Origin of the sequence: Chryseobacterium gambrini, from assembly GCF_027920505.1 — a bacterium.
In the GTDB taxonomy this organism is placed as follows: domain Bacteria; phylum Bacteroidota; class Bacteroidia; order Flavobacteriales; family Weeksellaceae; genus Chryseobacterium; species Chryseobacterium gambrini.
On the sequence record NZ_CP115857.1, the window covers coordinates 2,704,181 to 2,723,312 of the forward strand.

Consider the following 19,132-nt stretch of genomic DNA (forward strand, 5'->3'; position numbering starts at 1 on the left):
TACATTTAGCACAATAACCACCACAGATTAAAATTATCCAGTTTTCCGTCTTTAAAATAGAACATAAAGGAATCTTCTATCTCCTTTCCCACCGGAATGCTGAAACGTTGAATATTCTTCTGATCGGTATTTTCGATTTTCAGTTTGGGAAATAGCTTTTGGAAATCTTCAACAGTGGTTTCCTGTGTAAGAATAATATGATGCGACTTGATCTCAAAACGGTTGTTTTCTGATTTCGCACTGCTGAAAATGACGGTATGATTGTTTGAAATAAATTCAGCATTGTTGGTATAGAAAGTGGTTATTTTCCCATCAAAGCTTATAAGATCCTTTCCGTATGTTTTTTCCATCCACGTTTTATCAAGCCATTCAAAAGGGCTTCCGCAGTCCCATGGTTCAGTTTTTACAGAATCATGCTTTGGATAAAGTTTTTGGAATTGTTCTTGGGATAAAATAATATCATTTCCATTCACCTGAACGTTTTCAATTTTCAGGAAATCATCTGTAAATGCTTTAGGTGTTTCATTTCCCGATATCGTTTCATTATGTAAACTGTCTTGTTTGATAATCGTTTGTAAAGAATTGTTGCCTTGTAAAGATTTTAAATTCTCCTTTTCTTTTTTCTGACAGCTCCATAATGCTAAAAACATCAGCAAGGCAGCGAAAATTTTACTTTTCATTTTTAATAATATATTTTTTGATCGGGTTAAAATAGTAAAATTTCAGCATAAAAAAACCGCGAAAGTAAACTTTCGCGGCTCCCATATCTGTTCAAAGATTATTTTTTCTTTCCTTTTGCAGGAGTTGCTTTTGGCATTTTTGTTTTGGTGTCTGCAGGAGTGCTCTCGTCTTTTACCAATTGTAATTCGTCGATAAGTCTTCTTGCACCCGCATATTTGTCGATCGTCCAAAGAACGAAACGAACGTCTACGTTAATGGTTTTCTGCCATTCCTGTTCGAAAACGATATCACCGCTTAATGCTTCACTGTTTCCGTCGAATGCAATACCAATTAAGTTTCCGTCTGCATCGATCACCGGAGAACCGGAGTTTCCTCCTGTAATATCATTGTTGGAAAGGAAGTTTACCGGCATATATCCTTTTGCATCTGCATACTGTCCGAAATCTTTCAGGTTATAAAGATCGATCACTCTCTGTGGAAGATCAAACTCTTCGTCCCCTTTCTTATATTTCCCTACAAGACCTGTCATATCAGTATAATAGTTATCGGTAATCCCGAAGTAGTTTCTGTCTGATCGGATTGGCAGTTTATCTACCGTTCCGTACGTTAATCTCATGGTAGAGTTTGCATCCGGATAGAATTTTTTCTCAGGCATTGCCTTCATTAATCCTGCTAAGAATAATCTGTTGTTTTTAGCAAAATTATCATCAATTTTTACGAATCTTTCTGCAGAAGCTTTTTGGTCTGCCATAATTCCGTTTGCAATTTTCCAAAGCGGATCTGCATCCAGTTTCAACGGATCCGGATTCAGCATAAAGTTCGTTGCAGAAGTTTTGTTGGCGAAGATGGAAGAATACGCTACATTCGAAAGATTTTTAGCATCCAGTCCCATAATGGTTTCAGAAGCTACATCTTTGTTTACTCTTGTCTGGTAAAGGTTTACCATAGAGTTCATCATTTCTCCTTCAAGCTTGATATTGATGTTTTCGTAGGCTGATTTCAATGCCGCCTCTACTTTTGGTTTCATTGCCAGTCTTCCTGCCATATCCTGTTTTGCATATGCCTGCAGAACGCTTCCTACCTGCAATGCAAGTGCAAAATATTTAGAATTTCTGGAAAGCTGCGTCATGTACATTCTCTCCACATTTCTGTCTGAAGTCTGCTTGTAATAAAGTCCGATATCTTCTAAAACTGTTTCGTACTCAACCACGTTTTCAGGTTGTACCGCCCAGGTTTTAAATCTTTCTTCAATCTTTTGCTTGTCTGTAATGGTTCCGTTTTTAATAACGGCATCAATGGTACCCTGTCTGTTTTTCCAGTAGTTCGCAACAGAAGCATATTGGGAAGCATAGTTCAGCTGAGTTCCTTTGTCTTTATCCATGTATTTTTTCATTACATCCATGGCTAATTTAGAAGCTTCAACCCAAGCCGGATAGTCTTTGTTTACCATCTGCTGAATTCCGTAAGAAGTCAGGTAACGGTTGGTTCTTCCCGGATATCCCAAGATCATAGAGAAATCTCCGGGCTTTACTCCTTTCAGAGAAACCGGTAAGAAATGTTTTGGTTTTAAAGGAACGTTGCTTGGAGAAAATTCTGCTGGATTTCCCGCCGCATCAGCATACACTCTGAAAACAGTAAAGTCTGCGGTGTGTCTTGGCCACTCCCAGTTATCGGTATCACCTCCAAATTTTCCCAGTGCAGAAGGCGGAGCTCCCACTAATCTGATATCTTTATAATCCTGATAAACGAAATAGTAGAATTCGTTTCCGTTGAAGAAATCTCTTACGACTACCGTGTATTTTCCGTTCTCAGAGTTTTCAGACTGGATCGCTTTTGTTTCAGCGTCAATCACAGCTTTTCTCTCTGCAGCGGACATATTGTTGTTTAGTTTAGCGTTGATTCTTTGGGTAGCATCATCCATTCTTACCAAAAATCTTACGTAAAGATCTTTTGCATTGAATTCATCCTTCTGCTTCATTGCCCAGAATCCGTTCTTCAGATAATCTTTCTCCGGTGTAGAAGCGGCAGCTACAGCACCATATCCACAGTGGTGATTGGTAAAAATAAGACCCTGATTGGAAACAATTTCTCCTGTACAGAATCCTCCAAAGCTTACGATTGCATCTTTTAAGCTTGAATTATTGACAGAATAAATTTCTTCCGGTGTAAGATGCAATCCTTCTTTTTGCATGTCTACCCCATTCAGTCTTTTCACGAGCATTAACAGCCACATTCCCTCGTCTGCCCTCATCTGGACAAAACTTAAAAGGAAAGTGAATAGTAGTAATATTCTTTTCATTTTATAAAATAATTTTTGTGTCGCTAATTTAGTAATTTTTTTACTGTCTGATGTCTGAGAATGGTATGAAAATGGATTCCGGTGGCTTATGAAAAAGATATTCACTGCAATTTTAACAGTTTTGTGCCTGAGTTTTGTTTTAAACTGCTCTTCCGCAGCCGTAAAAAATCCACAGATCCAGAGAGAATGGATGCTGGTTTCTTTTGGCAGTTACTCTAAAGAAGAATTAATAAAAAGCAATGCTAAAATTGATCTTACTTCTCCTGCTGACAACGGGAAAATAAAAACTTCCGCCTTTATGGGATGCAATAAACTGTTTTTTACATCTGAATTTAAAAAGAAGAGTCAATTAAAAATTTCGCAAGTTGTCTCAACAGAAATGGCGTGCCCGAATATGAAACTGGAAAACGATTTCTCCCGGAATATCAAAACAATGAATCATTACAAAGTGGAAGGACATTTTCTGACTTTAAGTGATGATCAGGGAAATAGGATGAAGTTTATTGCGTCTGACTGGGATTGATTTCTTTGTTCTTACTTAATTTCTTCGTCTTCATTTTATCTTGCTAAAAAATTTTTATCATTTTTTATCATTTTGCTTTACCCGCTTTTTTCGGTTAGCTGACTTAAAATTACCACAAAAATGTCCATTTTCCACCACCATAAAAAATTCTGATAGGTTTTGAACGGTTTTGACTGCTTTTGACCGGTTTGAAAACCCATTTCTTCGGATCATGTTCGGGTCTTCTTCGGATCGGCTTCGGAAAAATAGGATTTTTTCCGAAGGATGACCGAACAACAGTCGAAGGATTTCGGGAGAATTTTGATTACCGTATTTCTTTAATTGTACGCTTCGGCTCCGCTCAGCGTACTTTAGTGCGATTCCATTTAAACAAATTATTGTAAATAAAACCCGCCACCGTGCGCTGAGCGGAGCCGAAGCGTACACTATCCTCCCCAAAAAATTCGTTTTGGATTTTTTCCTGAAAAATGGTATCTTGTAAATCTCACAAATACAGACAGAATTTAATGCTAGAAAAGAAAGAACATAATTACGAAAAGGCAGTTTTGGTAGGGGTTGTTACACAACATCAGGATGAGGATAAACTTCAGGAATATATGGATGAGCTGGAGTTTTTAGCCTTTACAGCCGGAGCAACGGTAGATAAACGTTTTACACAGAAACTCACACAGCCCGATTCCAAAACCTTCATCGGAAGCGGTAAAGCTCAGGAAATTAAAGAATACGTAAAAGAAAACAACATAGGAACCGTCATTTTTGACGACGAATTATCTCCTTCACAGCTTAAAAACCTGGAAAGAGAAATGGAAGTCAAAATCTTAGACCGAACCAACCTTATCCTTGATATTTTTGCACAGAGAGCAACAACCTCCTATGCAAGAACTCAGGTGGAGTTAGCTCAATATCAATATCTTTTACCCCGACTAACAAGAATGTGGACCCACCTTGAACGCCAGAAAGGGGGAATTGGGATGAGAGGTCCCGGTGAAACGGAAATTGAAACCGACAGACGTATCATCCGCGACAGAATTTCATTGTTAAAAGACAAACTGAAAACCATCGATAAACAGATGGCAACCCAGAGAAACAACCGTGGAAAAGTAGTTCGTGCCGCTTTGGTAGGATACACCAACGTCGGGAAATCCACTTTGATGAATGCATTGTCCAAATCTGAAGTTTTCGCTGAAAATAAACTATTTGCGACATTGGATACGACAGTAAGAAAAGTAGTGATCGGAAATTTACCTTTCCTTTTAACGGATACGGTTGGATTTATCCGAAAATTACCTACCCAATTGGTTGAATCGTTTAAATCTACGTTGGATGAGGTTCGGGAAGCCGATTTGCTGATTCACGTAGTGGATATTTCGCATGAAAGCTTTGAAGACCATATTGATTCTGTCAATCAGATCTTAATGGAAATCAATGCGCATCAGAAGCCGATGATCATGGTTTTCAATAAGATTGATGATTTCAGCTATGAGAAAAAAGACGAGGACGATTTAACGCCTTCCACAAAAAAGAATATTTCTCTGGAAGAATGGAAAAAAACATGGATGGCAAAATCCAAATATCCGACGGTTTTCATTTCGGCGCTTACGAAAGAAAATTTCCCGGAAATGAAAAAGCTGATCTATGACGAAGTGATGAAGATCCATATTTCCAGATTCCCGTACAACGATTTCCTTTTCGAATATTTCGATAACGATGAGGAAGAAAGTGCAGAAAAAGATCATGAAGAGCAATAATTCATGAACAGGATGTTTTCCAACAACACATTCTATTACTTTTTTCTGATCGTGGTAGGAATTAATTTTTTGGGAAGCATCGGAGGAATCAGCAAAGAAACGGATATTCTGATATTAAAGATTTTAGGAATGATAACAGTCGCAGTTTGCCTGTTGGCTCTGTTATCATTCTTTACAGATCTTAAATTTAATCATCTTTTCTTTAAAATTTATCTCTACGGTAAAGGTTTGCTTTCTCCTTTTTGTTTATTGATTTATTTTCTTTACGAAAAAATAACCAACGACCTATATGTTTCCGGAACCTATTTTATGCCCGCTTTGTTCCGGCTGGTTTTAGGATTTGTCATGCTCGTTTTATACAACAAATACAAAATAGAAAAGAACCGATGAAACATCACTTTTTCCTCTTGTTCCTGCTGATCTCAGTTCTTGGTTTTGCCCAGAAATCAAAAATAGATTTCAAAGCTATTGAGAAAGATCTTAAAAGCGAAAAGTCTCAATACAACTACAACAAGCTGATTTTTAAATACAAAGCCTATCCGAAATCTTTAGATACGCTTGAAGCACAGCATCTTTACTACGGAAGAAATTTCAGGGAAGACCTGCTCTTTACAACGGATGAAGCGTTTAAAAGTTTAGCCGATGCTTTCAAGAGCAATAATTTTCAGGACTGCATCAGACAGGGAAAAGCTTTGTACGATAAAGATCCTACCAATCTGGATATTCTGCTGATTCTTCTGAAAGCATATGACAGCATTAAAGACGGAGAAAATTTTCTGTATCATCTCAGTCAGTTCCGTGCGTTAACCGACGGAATGAAGGCTTCCGGAGACGGAAAAACAGAAAAGACACCCTATCTCGTGAATTCAGTAGGCGACGAATACATTCTGCTGAACATTCTGAATCTCGGAAAGGAATATACACGAGGATCAAAATCCGCAAAAGACGGAATTCTTGATATCTGGGAAAAAGACAGCAACAAAGTTTACATCAAAGTATTATATATCGATTATTAATCACAAAAAATTTTAAACACCAAATTAGTGGAATTATACTATTCATTTTCAGCCTTAATTGTTTTAGCATCCATATTTTCATACCTTAATTACAGATTTCTGAAGCTTCCGAGTACCATCGGAATTATGGTGATCGCCATTGTGGTTTCCATTTTCTTAGTTTCTTTTGGAGAAACGGTTTTGCCGATAACTTTCGGACACCTTCACAATTTAATGACGGGGATCGACTTTACAGAAGTTCTGATGGGAGCCATGCTAAATTTCCTTCTGTTTGCGGGAGGAATTCATATTAATATCGACGATCTCAAAGAGCAGTTTGTTCCTGTCGTGATTTTTTCAACGGCAGGAGTCGTGATTTCTACCTTTGTGGTGGGTTTCGGCATGTATTATCTTTTGCCTCTTGTCGGGATTTCGCTGCCTTTTATCTATTGTCTGCTTTTTGGCGCACTCATCTCTCCTACTGATCCTGTTGCCGTTCTGAGTATCTTAAAACAGGCAAACGTTTCAAAATCTCTGGAAACCAAAGTTGCGGGAGAATCACTTTTTAATGACGGGATGGCGGTTGTGGTTTTCACGGTTGTTCTTCAGCTTGCGATCGGAAACGAAGTAACCCTGAATATGGAAAGCATTGGTCTGCTGTTGCTGAAAGAAGCAGGTGGCGGACTTTTACTCGGGGTTGTTCTGGGATGGATTACTTCCCGACTGATGCGTGAAGTGGACGATTATATTATTTCCGTTCTGGTAACGCTTTCTGTAGTAATGGGAGGGTATCTTATTGCAAGACAAATGCATATTTCGGGACCTTTAACCATGGTTGCCGCCGGATTATTCATGGGGAATTTTAATGTAAAATTCAAAATGAAATCTGTGACACAGGATTATCTGATCAAATTCTGGGAACTTATCGACGAAATCCTGAATGCAGTTCTATTCCTTTTTATCGGCTTTGAATTACTGATGATCAAAGACTTAAGCCATTATATGATTCCGGGATTATTGGCCATTGCGGTGGTTTTACTGGCAAGATTTATTTCAATTTGGGGACCTACTAAGTTCATGTCTTTCAGAACAAGATTCAGTCCGCAAACAGTAAAAGTTTTGGTTTGGGGCGGAATCCGCGGCGGAGTTTCGATTGCTCTGGCTCTTTCTATTCCGAAAAATGAAAACAGTACCATTGTTTTAAGCATTACTTACTGTGTGGTTGTATTTTCAATTATCGTTCAGGGACTTACGATTGCTAAAGTTGCCAATCCGAAGAAGATTGCCAAAGAGGAAGAAGAACAGGAAAGTGTTGCTTTACATAATACTGATTAAATTATTAATTATCAAATGAATGACATTTTAAAAGAAATAAAAGAAGCTTTAGTTACCTTATCAATTCCCGAGAAAGCAGAATTTTTCCCGAAGTTCTTCAAAACCGGAAAAGGAGAATACGGAGAAGGCGATTTGTTTTTAGGAGTAAAAGTTCCGGATCAGCGTTCTGTTGCAAAAGAATTTTACGCCAGAATTTCGATGGAAGAACTCAGCAAATTACTGTCTTCCCAATATCATGAACACAGATTGACGGCTTTATTCATGTTAATTTCTAAGTTTGAAAAAACAAAAGACAAAGCGGTAAAAGATGAAATTGTTGAGTTTTATCTGAATCATTTACAGCACATTAACAACTGGGATCTGGTAGATTCAAGCTGTTATAAAATTCTGGGACGCTATGCTTTTGAAAACCAGAAAGATGAATTACTGAGAACGCTTTCGGATTCTGAAGAAATGTGGCATAAAAGAATAGCTGTTGTGGGAACGATGCATTATGTAAAAAAAGGATCGTTTGATCTTACCAAAGAATTCGTTACTAAAAATCTGAAACACACTCATGATCTGATGCACAAAGCCAACGGCTGGCTGCTTCGAGAAATGGGAGAAAAAAACGAAGCGGAATTAATTAATTTTCTGAATAAACATTACAAAGAAATGCCCAGAACAAGCCTTCGATACGCCATTGAAAAACTCGACGAAGATCTCCGGCAGGATTATCTGAAAGGCAGAATTTAAACATTTAGTCTGCCTAAAATTTTATTTAAAGTTGAAAATTATAAATAAAAATGCTCTCAACAATTTTAAAAATCTTTGATTTTTAGAAGTTGTTATGCAGGTTTTAATTTGTCCTCGTTAACTTTAAATAAAAAACTCTCAACTTTTGTTGGTAAATTTGAAAATTATTTAAAAACTCAAATATGAAAAACATTATTAAACAGTTGCTTTTATTATTGCCTCTGTTGCTTCTTACAAGCTGTTTTGATATTTTAGACAAAATCAACGTAAAAGCAGACGGAAGCGGAGAATATTCGCTTATTCTGAACGCCAGTAAAAGCAAGACCCGATTGGCATCCATCTCGAAAATGGAAACAATTAACGGTAAAAAAGTTCCGAAAAGGTCTGAAATTGAAGCTAAAATTAATGATGCAGCAAGAATTTTTAAAGCAACTCCCGGAATTTCGAATGTGAAGACTTCAATGGATTTTGATAACTACATCATCAAATTAAGCTGTAATTTCAAGAAAATTGAAAACATCAATGCTGGACTGGAACAACTGAAAGCGAAAAATATCGTAGGAAAAATGGTTCCTGTACAGCTTTACAGTCAGAGCCCGGAGAAAAAAACATTCACCAGAAATAAAGTGAGCAGTTTTAAAAATGATTACGACAAGATGAGCAAAGCGGATAAAGAAGTCTTTAACGATGCGAAATATACTTCCGTGATGCAGTTTGAAAATACCATAAAATCCCAGACCAATAATGCTTACCTGCTTTCTCCGAACAAAAAAGCAGTAAAACTGGAAGCCAACGTTCTGGATTTTATCCTTCAGAAAAAACAACTACAAAATACCATTCTCTTTCAATAATTTCAATCGACAACCATGAAATCTATTTTACAAAAAACACAAATTTTACTTTTACTTTTTGCTTTCAGCTTCGTCTTTTCACAACAGAAAATGAAGCTTCCGAAAGACGTTCTTTTTTACATGGAAATCAACGGGAAGCAGCTTAACCAGAAAATCAACTGGCAGAAACTGAATCCTTTTCTGCTTGAAGTAGCCAAAGAAGACAAAGAAAAACAGGCTTCGTGGAACGATTATTCCAAAACGGGGATAAAATATGATGCCACACAATATCATTATGCCAATTTCAACGATTCCGTAAAAACCTATACGGCTCATTTTCTGCTGGATAACAAAGAAAAATTTCAGGAATTCATTAATTCATCCAAGAAAAAAGGACTGGAAATTTCGAAACGAAAAAATTACTCGTACGTTAATCTTGATGATGAAATGTTCGTTGCCTGGAATGATAAGCAAGCGGTTCTGAAATTAATCAGCTATGAAAAACCTTATAAAATCGACTGGAATGATGAAGCGATGATAGACAGTGCCGCTGCAACAATTGACAGTGCGGCAATTGTTATGGACAGCGCAGCCGTTGCGGTTGACAGCGCATACGTAGAAAAAGCATTCGATTACAAGGAAGAAATCAAATATCTGAAAGATGATATTCAATATCTAAAGGAAGACATTAAAGAATACAAGGCTGAAATTGCCAAGAAAGAAAAAGACATTAAATATCTGGAAAAGCACCACAAATATCCTGAAGAAGAAAAAGATTCGAGTGACAAAAATTATTCTGAAAAAGAAAGCGAATACACACTTCCGCATATGGAGGAAGAAATGGATGAGGAGACGGAAGAAGACAGCATTTATCTGAAACAAATGGATTCTCTGAAGATCGAAAAGTTTAAGATCACCAAAAAACTGGCGGAAAAGGATTTTGATGATTATTTCAGTTCTGCACCGGAGCTTGATGTTTCCAAAGAAATATTGTCTTTCCGTGATGCGGATTCCGATGTTTTTGTGTATACGGATTACGGAAGAATCGTAAATAACGGAGCTTACGGTAAAATTATGAGCCACTACCCTTTCGGAAATCTTATGGGGAAAGCATACGATTCGAATTCTTCTTACAATCTGTATTTTGACAATGATAAAGTAAGACTGGTGAACAGTTATCAGCATAAAAATGAAGCGGTTCAGAAGAGCATCAATTCTGTTTACAGAGGGAAAAAGAATAAAAAGCTGACGGCTCTCATCAACGATAAAAGCATCGGATATTACGCCATTAATGTAGACGGAAATAAGTATTTTGATCTGATGTACAGCCTGTTGAAAGATTCCGGAGAAGGCGATTATCAGAAAGAAATGGAACTTTTAATGGAAACCATGAAGATTGTTCTGGATGAAAAGGCCATTACCAAGATCGCACCAGGAAACGGAATTTTCGTCCTTAACGAATTGAAATCCAAAACCGTAGAATACACGGATTATGAATACGATGATGATTATAATGAAAAGGAAGTGAAGAAAACCAAAGAAATCGCTGTTCCGAATTTCACGTTTGCTTTTGCTACGGAAAATGAAGGGTACTGGAACCGTATTTTCAATCTGCTGACCACGAATAAAGTAACGGCTAAGAAATTCTCTAAAAACGGAGATTTCTATGCCTTCAGTGAAGGAAAAAATGACGGATATTTCGACAAGTTATTCTTTACGGTAAAAGACGGAATTGTCTACGCAACGACCTCAACAGAGAATATTTCAGCTAAAAACCAATCGGAAATCTCTGAAAAATGGGCAAAAGATTCGGCGAAATATCCTTTGTCGGGAAGGTTTGACATTCAGAAACTAATGGTCGGACTTGAGAAAGAGTTTAAAACTCCGTCGGAAAGAAAAACACTGGATCTTCTGAAGAAAAATCTGGGCGAAGTGTATTTTAAAACAGAAGCCAAAGGAGAAAAGATAGAAACAGAAGTTAATTACAACATTAAAAATGCTTCGGAAAACAGTTTAATGTATTTCTTCGATGTTTTTGATGAAGTATATAAAATGAAAGAATCTGATAAAAAGCAGCCTATTTTATAATGAAAAAGAAACTTTTTGTCTTCGTTCTATTACTTTTTGCGGGGATGATGTATTTCGTTTTTTACCATAAACAAAATACGAAGATTTTTTCTCCGCAGGAAGCAGATGCGATCATTCTGATTGATACAAAAAAGCTGACAAGACAATATGTTTACAGCCTTATAGAGCATCCTTCTTTATGGTTTGAAAGCAAAGGAAAAAACAAAATATCTTTTAGAAAATCGGGAGTGGAAATTCCCGATTTTTTGCAGGTTTTCCATCTGAAAAATTCAAAAGTTTCGAACTGGTACAGTGTTTTTGAACTGGAAGACACGAAGACTTTTTTATCGTTTCTGAAACAGCAGAAGTTTACGGATCTGGGAAATCAGATGTTCAGGAAAGATCAGGTTTTTATTAAAATCCTTGGAAAAAACCTCATTATCGGAAGTTCCAGTGATGATTTTGAGCGAATTAACAACCAGTTATTTCACAGTTCTCAGGCAAATCTTTTTGATGCAGACGCGCTCGTTACCAATGGATTAGGAAGTATTATTCTGAACACAAAAAAAGGCAGCCATAATCTTTCTATCGAATTGAAACATGATGAAATTGAAATCAGGAATCAGTCTGATTCTTATGATCCCTCTCCGGCTATTTCAAAACTATTGAAGACCGATTCTTTTTTAGAAACAGAACTGGATGCTGAAAATATTAAAATTTTTAGTTCTTTTTTTGATAAAACTTTTGCAGATTCTTCATCCATTAATCAGATGAAAGTTTCCGTACATCTGGAAGAGGTGAATGACACGATCATTACTTACAGCTACGATGACAATTTTAATGAAGTTGAAAAGAAAACATTTCAGAAGATCATTCAGCCGAATTATATCATTGATTTTCAAAGCTTAAACCCTGAAAAGACGGAACTGTATTTTCAGAATAAAAAATGGATCAATGCCCAGAATCAGTTCACAGCAATTCCTTTTCAGCCTAACCTCATCACTCAGAATAGCAAAGGTTTTAAAATAAAATCTACAAGAAAACCAGTTCAGCAGTCTTTCAATCTGAATGAAAATTATATTTTTGTAAAAAATAATCCGTTATTGCTGTCTTTTTTAAAAACATTATCACCTAAGGAAAAGAAAATGATTTCCGATATTGATTATATTTTTTACGGAAACAGAGATCAGGATTATTGTCTGAAAGTACAGTTTAAAAAAGATGACCTTCCTTTGATTTTAAGGTGGTAAAAAAATAAAAATCAATGGATGCTTTGCATATTACTTTACTAAAACCCGTCACGCATTATTTCCTGCATTTTGTTTTTCCCGTGTTTATTGCTCTAATCTTTTACAGGAAGAACTGGAAAAAAGTGTATCTTATTTTGCTAGCAACCATGCTTGTAGATGTGGATCATCTTTTCGCGAATCCTATATTTGATCCTAACCGCGGAAGCATCGGTTTTCATTTTTTGCATTCTTATTATGCGATTGCGGTGTATTTTTTGATGCTTTTTTTTAAAGGAAATATCAGGATTGCAGCCATCGGATTACTGCTTCATATGTTGACGGATTTTCAGGATTTTTATTTCTGGAATCATTAAAATACCATTAATATTTTCTTTTGATATTTCAAAAGTCATCGATTTTTTGTATTTTAGGAACAGTTATGAAATTGAAAGACTTTTTACATTATACGTATATTTTTCCCATTCTTGCAGTTGGTTATTATTTTTCCGGACTTATGGGGACGGGTGTTCTGTCTGATGTAATTGCCGGAATTTTATTAACGGGCAGTGTTTTATCTGCAGTGCATCATGCAGAAGTTGTCGCACATAAAGTAGGTGAACCTTTCGGAACTATTATTCTTGCGCTGTGTATTACAATCATTGAAGTGGCGCTGATTATTTCACTGATGGTTGCGGGAGGAGATCAGGCGATTACGCTTGCAAGAGATACGGTTTTTGCTGCGGTAATGCTTATTCTCAATGGAATTTTAGGAATCTGTATTTTGGTGGGCGGCGTGAAATATTACGAACAGTTTTTTGCAAGAACTTCCGCCACAACTTATCTGGTTAGTATTGTTTCCATCCTGATTTTGACTTTGGTTCTTCCGAATTTCACCTCCAGCGTAAACGGTCCTTTTTATAATCAGGCACAACTGATTTTTGTTTCTATTGCCTGTCTTGTGATTTATGGAGTCTTTCTGATGGTTCAGACGATCCGTCACAGAAATTATTTTATCGTTCCGGAAGAGCAATCAGAAGAAAATTATATTCCTTCGGTTTCAAAAACGGCAATCAGTTTTACTTTTCTGGTGATTTGTCTGGCGATTGTTGTGATGATGGCAAAAGGTCTTTCTGCCACAATTGAAAATATGGTGCAGAGTTTGGGCGCTCCAAAATCTCTGGTCGGAGTCATTATCGCGGCGGTAGTTCTGCTTCCGGAAGGTGTTGCGGCGATTCGGGCGGCTCGAAGCAACCAGATCCAGTCGAGTTTAAATCTTGCTCTGGGTTCTGCTTTAGCAAGTATCGGACTCACGATTCCTGCGGTTTCTGTGGTTTGTATCCTGTATGATATTCCGCTGGTTTTAGGTCTGGACAAGAAAGATATTATTCTGCTTTCTCTTTCTGTTTTTATCGTGATGCTTTCTTTAAGCCGCGGAAAAACAAATATTCTCTACGGAACGGTTTTATTGGTAAACCTTGCAGCCTACATTTTCACGGTAATTGTTCCGTAACTTAAAAAAACACTGAACTCACAACAAAGAACTTTAAACCATTAGAGTCTTCTTGCGAGTTCCATTTTGAAAGCCATCAGTTTGGCAATGTTTTCAGATTTGTAAATTGCCAGATCTGCGTTTTCTCCCACAAAATTTTCTTCAACCGTTGTTTTCCAGAGATTCAGCCAACGATCGAAATGATGCTGTTCCATCGCCTGAATTTCATTGATCGGAAAATGAACGCCCATCGGATTTCCTTTGTACGACATCTGTCCGAAAAGAATGGATTCCCAAAACGAATACATCTTCGGCAAATGACTGTCCCATTTTACTTTAGCAATATCATTAAAGAAAAAGCCAATAACCTCATCTTTAACGACTTTGGCATAAAACGAATTCACCAGATATTCAATATCTTCTCTTGATTCTAATTTTTTCATACACCAAAGTTAGCATAAAATTGTGTGGAAATGTTTTGTGGCTGGATTGATACATTTCAGGTTTGGGATTTTGTTTTTTACGAAAACAGTATTCAATTTTCTGTAAATCAGATTAATTTCTTATCAGATAAAAAACTTACCAAATCTTCAATGCTTTTAAGATATTTTCCGGATATTCTTTTTTTATTGATATATAACTCGATCTGATTTGAAGTATCAAAAAACAATTCTACAGATTTATTTTCTTGAAATTGATACGTTAAACAACTAACTTCTAACCATCCGTTTTTTATTAAATATTCTGTAAAAGAGTTCTTCATTTTAATAAATTTAAATCTAACAATATCTTCCCGCTTCGTATTCCTGAATGTAATATTCGATCGTATTGCCGGAGCCAGATTCTATAATTTCTCCATCACCATTTTTGACTAAAAAAGAAACATTTCAACTAATGTATTATACTTTTCATCTCTTGTATTATAAAATTCTTTGCTCACATAGAAAAAAATTATTCCATAACTTTTTTTAATAGTAGATTATTTGAAAAGAGAAAACTTAATCCCCGATTTTTCACTGGATTTATCAATATGATTTTGAGCTATTTGGATAATTTTCTGTTCTGTTAACATAATTATTTTCCAGTTTTTACGATTTTAATTTACGAAAAACAAAAAGATTGCCTCTTTCTGAGACAAACTATTTTTGTTCTTATTTATTTTTTTAGATTCAATAAATCTCTAATTCTAAGGACTAAAAATACAAGAAATAACAAGGTATTAAAAATATATAAGTAATTCTCATAGCTGTTATATTTCTGATTGTAGTAAAAAAGTTCAAAAATGTTAGACATTAAATTTAAATAAATCAAGAAATAAAAAAGAATGCTTACATAAATATATTTTTTTACACTGCTTCTAAAAAATAGAAAATAAAGAAGTAAAAAACTATTTAAAGGTAATGCTAAAATCCCCCAAGAAGAGTTAATATCATTCCAATGAAATATATTTATACCAGCAATTAGCAAAAGTGTCCAAAAGTCAATCTCTTGTTCTACATGCTGATTTTTTCTTTGCACTAAGAAAAAAATAATATAAATAATGGCTAAGATTATTGTATGGATTTTAATCCATCTTTTTACCACCTCATAACATTCTGTAAATCCATCGCCACAATATAATCCGTAATCTATAATGTCACTTGAATAAAAGTAAATATATCCGAAATAAGCAGAAAAGCCTGCTGATAAGATCAATAAAATAAATAAAAACTGTTTTTGTCTCATTTGTTTTTAGAAATAGCAAAGCAATATTAGCTACTTATGTTTTATTATTGAGAGAGCTCGTAATTTCGGCTTGAATTGAGCATTAGTTTCTCAATGGTACAGGGACTTTTCAGAAATCAATTTATTTTATAATTGATGATCAATTCAAATCGAAACAAGGTGGTCTGTGCTACTGATTCTTGCAATAACGCCAAAAGACTAATGAGAATTAATCGTATCTTCTGCATTTATGGAATGAAATATTCTATTTCTTTAGCATATGCAAAATCTCCAAAATCTTGCTTCTCTTTTGAGGAAGGTTCTCCTTTGAAGCGTAGGAGCTTTATCATTTTATTTTTCGTTTTTAAATACACTATAGCATTTAGTTTATTTTGCTCTAGCTCTATCACAAAATTACTGTAGGTATGATTTTTATCCGCAATATAAGTTTCTTCAAAAATTTTTTTTAGATTTTTGGGCATAACAATATTAGTATCATAATATTTTCTATTCTGCTGATCCTGCCATGATACCGAAAGATGAACGGGAATTTTTCCTTTCCAAGTATTGTTTGTTATTTTATCAAGATGTTCTGAAAGATCTTCTGTATAAAAAGAGGAATACCAGCCATCAGATGAAACTACATAACTTCTATCTAATTTAGTCTCATTGTTTTTTGATACAAATTTAAATCCGTAATTATACTCTTTCTCATTGTTTGCCCAAGCATCATAAGGGATTCCGTGATATTGCCAGTAAGGCGTTGAATTTCCCCAGTTTTCTAAATTTCCAAAATGTTTATTAAGATTAGGATCTTTGTATGAAGGCAATTTAGCTTTCATAATTTCTACTTTATCAAAATCACCATTTCCTCTTATCCAAACCCTTATCCAGCCACCCGGAGCCATCCCCACAATCAGCTCGAAATAATTACTGGGTTTAGGTATGTTTTCTATGGCATTATCCTCTTTTTCTCGGGGAAAAAATTCAATTTGTTTCTTTATAGTCTTTGTTATCTGCTTGGGATGAGACTGCTCACGAAATATGGCAAGTATTTTTTCTTTCGGGAGCTGTAGTGTTCCTTTATATGATAAGGAATCTGTAGCCGTTGCATATTCTATACTTACTTTTTCAGGAACAGGTTTATATTTATCTCCAGAAATATAATTTCCTGCTGTATCTCCCCAACCAGGCTCTATTGTTGTATGGGTACTTGCTCCAGCATATTCAAAATCAACTGAACCAGCAGCAGGATAAAACTTGGGAGCAGAGATATTGGCAGACCAGTTATAGAGGTCTGCCTGTTTTTCTTTTTTTTCTTGTTGGTCTTTACAGGCTAATAGCAAAAGACTAATGAGACTTAATTGTATCTTTTTTAGATAATTTCGGAGTGTAGAATAGCCGCTGATAGGGCTGCTTTGTGCGATTGTTTTCATTTTCATTAAATTGAGGCTCGTTAGCATAAAGCATTGGAATATGATCTATTGCATCCGAAGTAGCTGCATTTACGTATTGATCTGTTTTATCTTTTGCTAATCTTCCATTATAACTTGCAGATAAATGTACATATTTTTTGTTAATGAGTTTATAATCATCAGGATTTAATTTGTATATTCTTTGTTCATAATCAAAAAATAAATCTCTATTTTCTAGCACTTTACCACTATTATCTTTTTTCCAGCCTGTTTCTGCAACAGCTTTAATGGTATCATAATAATTTTGCAGTTCTTGCGGAAGTTCATATTCAAAAGGATACTTTACATCTGGTTTTGCTATTTTATGGTCATCAAAAAAAGGAACTCCCCCATATTGCATTGCCATGTGGTGCATTACTTTCAATGCTACAACAGAAAGCTTATTGCTTGGTACTCTCTCTGCATTTAATTTATAATGATATGCAAAAAGGTTATATTCTATTTGCCCTTCGGTTTTTGTAATTTGTGATCCCATAAATTCTTTAGGCTTTATGATAATTTTCGTTTTTGGAATAAAATAGTTTTTATCTGTTGCCAATATATGATGATATTCGTCCCATTTTATTTTACTATCTTCACAGTAGTAATTATTGATATACCAATTTCTTAGGTCATTTCTTTCCTGTTGTGCCTTTGCTTTTTTTTCAGAACTTGCATTTACAGAGACATCCATAAAATGAAGTACTTTTTCTTCTACTTTTGCATCTGCATATCCTCCTCCTATATCACTGTGGGCTCCCAACATCCATATTTGTCTGCTATCAAAAGCATCCGTAACCGGAGTTACAGGAAAATTCTTCCGCCAGTCGCTACTTGCCATTATATGAAAAACTTTTTTAAGGTTTCTGTGTTTAAGATATGGATTTGCCTTTGGCAAATCTGCCACTTTTTTATTGAGTTTAAGCAATTTTTGTGTAATGATCTCTCCTGCGAGAGGAACCAGAGGCTTAAGCACATTAGAAATTGGGGATGGAGGTATAATCATTTCACATCCTAATACGCCAACTTTTTCAACTATTTTCACAATATTTTTGTTATCTTCTATGCTTTTAGCCACATCAATGATATTGTTTTTTTCTAGCATTTGTGAAATCACGGTATCAAAAATTCCTAAAAACTCAACAGATACTCTATCAACAGGATATTCCATTTTAATTTTATTTTGAAATAAGTATTGCATATAGCTTCCTGTATCACTAGGATGAAGCATATTATCTAATGGCTTTTTCAATGTAATGTCTGTTTCTTTTTTCAGCAAATCTTTGTTGGTAGGAAAATCATTTTGTTTTTTTTGATCCTTATTCTGTTTATTTGTTATGGTTTCTGCTATTTGCTCTCTTTTCAATACTTCATTGCAAAAATGTCTGGCTGCTGCTGCACCCCTGCTGAAACCAAATACATCAAATTTTATTTCTACAATTTCCAAAGGAAACTTATTTACCGAAGAAGCTTGTATTTTTTTTAACTCTTCCTGTAATTGCTCTACAATTTTTTCGCATCCCTCTTTTACCCGTTCTACTATCCCTCTTTCTCCTTCTCCAAAACCAGAGCCGAACACATCATCTTCCTCATATTTTTTTGTTCCTATTCCTTCTACATATTGTCTGAGTTGTAAATAATAGAATGCATATTTATCTGTTTTTTCTTTTATATCTATCTGATACAAATCGTGCAATAGTGCAACGTTCGAATAATTATTCCAATAGCTACTGCCCGACTCCGGAACAAATCCATTAAATTTATTCTTTGGAAGATTATTTTCATCAATGGGTAGAGGTAATTTATAATATTTGGTATCAGAATTATACTTGTTATTCCCTGTACCATCGAAGAATACTCCAATACGAAGTTTTACTTTTTCTGTTTTTTCAAATGCTTTATATTTTCTTTTGTCTGTTCCATACACATCAATATCTTCTACACCAATATCCGCAAGGTTTCTAATTCCTATATTTCCTGTTTTCATTTTTGTTAATTTTAAATGTTAGTAAAAAAGAAAGCGGTGGTTTCCCACCACTTTCA

The 19,132-nt window shown here is 35.3% G+C and carries 18 protein-coding genes; 11 read left to right on the forward strand and 7 right to left on the reverse strand.

Annotated features, from left to right (window positions below):
• Positions 1 to 5: 5 nt before the first annotated feature.
• Both PFY09_RS12190 and PFY09_RS12195 read right to left on the reverse strand, forming a co-directional pair.
• A complete protein-coding gene (locus tag PFY09_RS12190; protein ID WP_271159880.1) occupies positions 6 to 680 on the reverse strand; it encodes a hypothetical protein in 675 nt (224 codons plus the stop codon).
• Positions 681 to 778: 98 nt separating this feature from the next.
• Positions 779 to 2,980: a S46 family peptidase gene (locus tag PFY09_RS12195; RefSeq protein ID WP_271159881.1), complete on the reverse strand. Its 2,202-nt coding sequence runs from the start codon at positions 2,978 to 2,980 to the stop codon at positions 779 to 781.
• A gap of 88 nt (positions 2,981 to 3,068) precedes the next feature.
• Between PFY09_RS12195 and PFY09_RS12200 the strand changes: the two genes are divergently transcribed.
• The 11 genes from PFY09_RS12200 to PFY09_RS12250 all read left to right on the forward strand — a co-directional run bounded on the left by PFY09_RS12200 (position 3,069) and on the right by PFY09_RS12250 (position 13,952).
• Positions 3,069 to 3,503 carry an META domain-containing protein gene (locus tag PFY09_RS12200; protein WP_271159882.1) on the forward strand — a complete coding sequence of 145 codons (435 nt, stop codon included), beginning with the start codon at positions 3,069 to 3,071 and terminating at the stop codon, positions 3,501 to 3,503.
• A gap of 506 nt (positions 3,504 to 4,009) precedes the next feature.
• The gene (gene hflX / locus PFY09_RS12205) at positions 4,010 to 5,251 is read left to right on the forward strand and encodes a GTPase HflX (protein ID WP_108410217.1); all 1,242 of its coding nucleotides are present in this window, start codon (positions 4,010 to 4,012) and stop codon (positions 5,249 to 5,251) included.
• A gap of 3 nt (positions 5,252 to 5,254) precedes the next feature.
• The gene (locus PFY09_RS12210; RefSeq protein WP_271159883.1) at positions 5,255 to 5,641 is read left to right on the forward strand and encodes a hypothetical protein; all 387 of its coding nucleotides are present in this window, start codon (positions 5,255 to 5,257) and stop codon (positions 5,639 to 5,641) included.
• A complete protein-coding gene (locus PFY09_RS12215; RefSeq protein WP_271159884.1) occupies positions 5,638 to 6,267 on the forward strand; it encodes a DUF4919 domain-containing protein in 630 nt (209 codons plus the stop codon). The genes PFY09_RS12210 and PFY09_RS12215 overlap by 4 nt, the downstream gene beginning before the upstream one ends.
• 27 nt (positions 6,268 to 6,294) lie before the next feature.
• Positions 6,295 to 7,581 carry a cation:proton antiporter gene (locus tag PFY09_RS12220; protein WP_271159885.1) on the forward strand — a complete coding sequence of 429 codons (1,287 nt, stop codon included), beginning with the start codon at positions 6,295 to 6,297 and terminating at the stop codon, positions 7,579 to 7,581.
• A 15-nt stretch (positions 7,582 to 7,596) separates the two neighbouring features.
• On the forward strand, positions 7,597 to 8,316 hold the full coding sequence (locus PFY09_RS12225) for a DNA alkylation repair protein (protein ID WP_271159886.1): 720 nt from the start codon (positions 7,597 to 7,599) through the stop codon (positions 8,314 to 8,316).
• Between the two features lie 182 nt (positions 8,317 to 8,498).
• Positions 8,499 to 9,167 (forward strand): hypothetical protein, encoded by a 669-nt coding sequence (locus PFY09_RS12230; RefSeq protein WP_271159887.1) that lies wholly within the window; start codon positions 8,499 to 8,501, stop codon positions 9,165 to 9,167.
• A 15-nt stretch (positions 9,168 to 9,182) separates the two neighbouring features.
• Positions 9,183 to 11,234: a hypothetical protein gene (locus tag PFY09_RS12235; protein ID WP_271159888.1), complete on the forward strand. Its 2,052-nt coding sequence runs from the start codon at positions 9,183 to 9,185 to the stop codon at positions 11,232 to 11,234.
• Positions 11,234 to 12,463: a hypothetical protein gene (locus tag PFY09_RS12240; protein ID WP_228427546.1), complete on the forward strand. Its 1,230-nt coding sequence runs from the start codon at positions 11,234 to 11,236 to the stop codon at positions 12,461 to 12,463. The genes PFY09_RS12235 and PFY09_RS12240 overlap by 1 nt, the downstream gene beginning before the upstream one ends.
• Before the next feature lie 14 nt (positions 12,464 to 12,477).
• On the forward strand, positions 12,478 to 12,816 hold the full coding sequence (locus tag PFY09_RS12245) for a DUF6122 family protein (protein ID WP_076393976.1): 339 nt from the start codon (positions 12,478 to 12,480) through the stop codon (positions 12,814 to 12,816).
• 65 nt (positions 12,817 to 12,881) lie between these two features.
• On the forward strand, positions 12,882 to 13,952 hold the full coding sequence (locus PFY09_RS12250; protein ID WP_076393978.1) for a calcium:proton antiporter: 1,071 nt from the start codon (positions 12,882 to 12,884) through the stop codon (positions 13,950 to 13,952).
• Positions 13,953 to 13,993: 41 nt separating this feature from the next.
• Here the strand turns inward: PFY09_RS12250 and PFY09_RS12255 are convergent, their stop codons facing one another.
• The 5 genes from PFY09_RS12255 to PFY09_RS12275 all read right to left on the reverse strand — a co-directional run bounded on the left by PFY09_RS12255 (position 13,994) and on the right by PFY09_RS12275 (position 19,076).
• A complete protein-coding gene (locus PFY09_RS12255) occupies positions 13,994 to 14,374 on the reverse strand; it encodes a group III truncated hemoglobin (RefSeq protein ID WP_076393980.1) in 381 nt (126 codons plus the stop codon).
• Positions 14,375 to 14,481: 107 nt separating this feature from the next.
• The gene (locus PFY09_RS12260) at positions 14,482 to 14,694 is read right to left on the reverse strand and encodes a hypothetical protein (protein ID WP_076393982.1); all 213 of its coding nucleotides are present in this window, start codon (positions 14,692 to 14,694) and stop codon (positions 14,482 to 14,484) included.
• A gap of 392 nt (positions 14,695 to 15,086) precedes the next feature.
• Positions 15,087 to 15,656 carry a hypothetical protein gene (locus tag PFY09_RS12265; RefSeq protein WP_271159889.1) on the reverse strand — a complete coding sequence of 190 codons (570 nt, stop codon included), beginning with the start codon at positions 15,654 to 15,656 and terminating at the stop codon, positions 15,087 to 15,089.
• 227 nt (positions 15,657 to 15,883) lie between these two features.
• Positions 15,884 to 17,071, reverse strand: coding sequence for a DUF2931 family protein (locus PFY09_RS12270; RefSeq protein ID WP_271159890.1), 1,188 nt, complete (start codon positions 17,069 to 17,071; stop codon positions 15,884 to 15,886).
• Positions 16,986 to 19,076: a phospholipase effector Tle1 domain-containing protein gene (locus PFY09_RS12275; RefSeq protein ID WP_271159891.1), complete on the reverse strand. Its 2,091-nt coding sequence runs from the start codon at positions 19,074 to 19,076 to the stop codon at positions 16,986 to 16,988. The genes PFY09_RS12270 and PFY09_RS12275 overlap by 86 nt, the downstream gene beginning before the upstream one ends.
• Positions 19,077 to 19,132 lie beyond the last annotated feature (56 nt).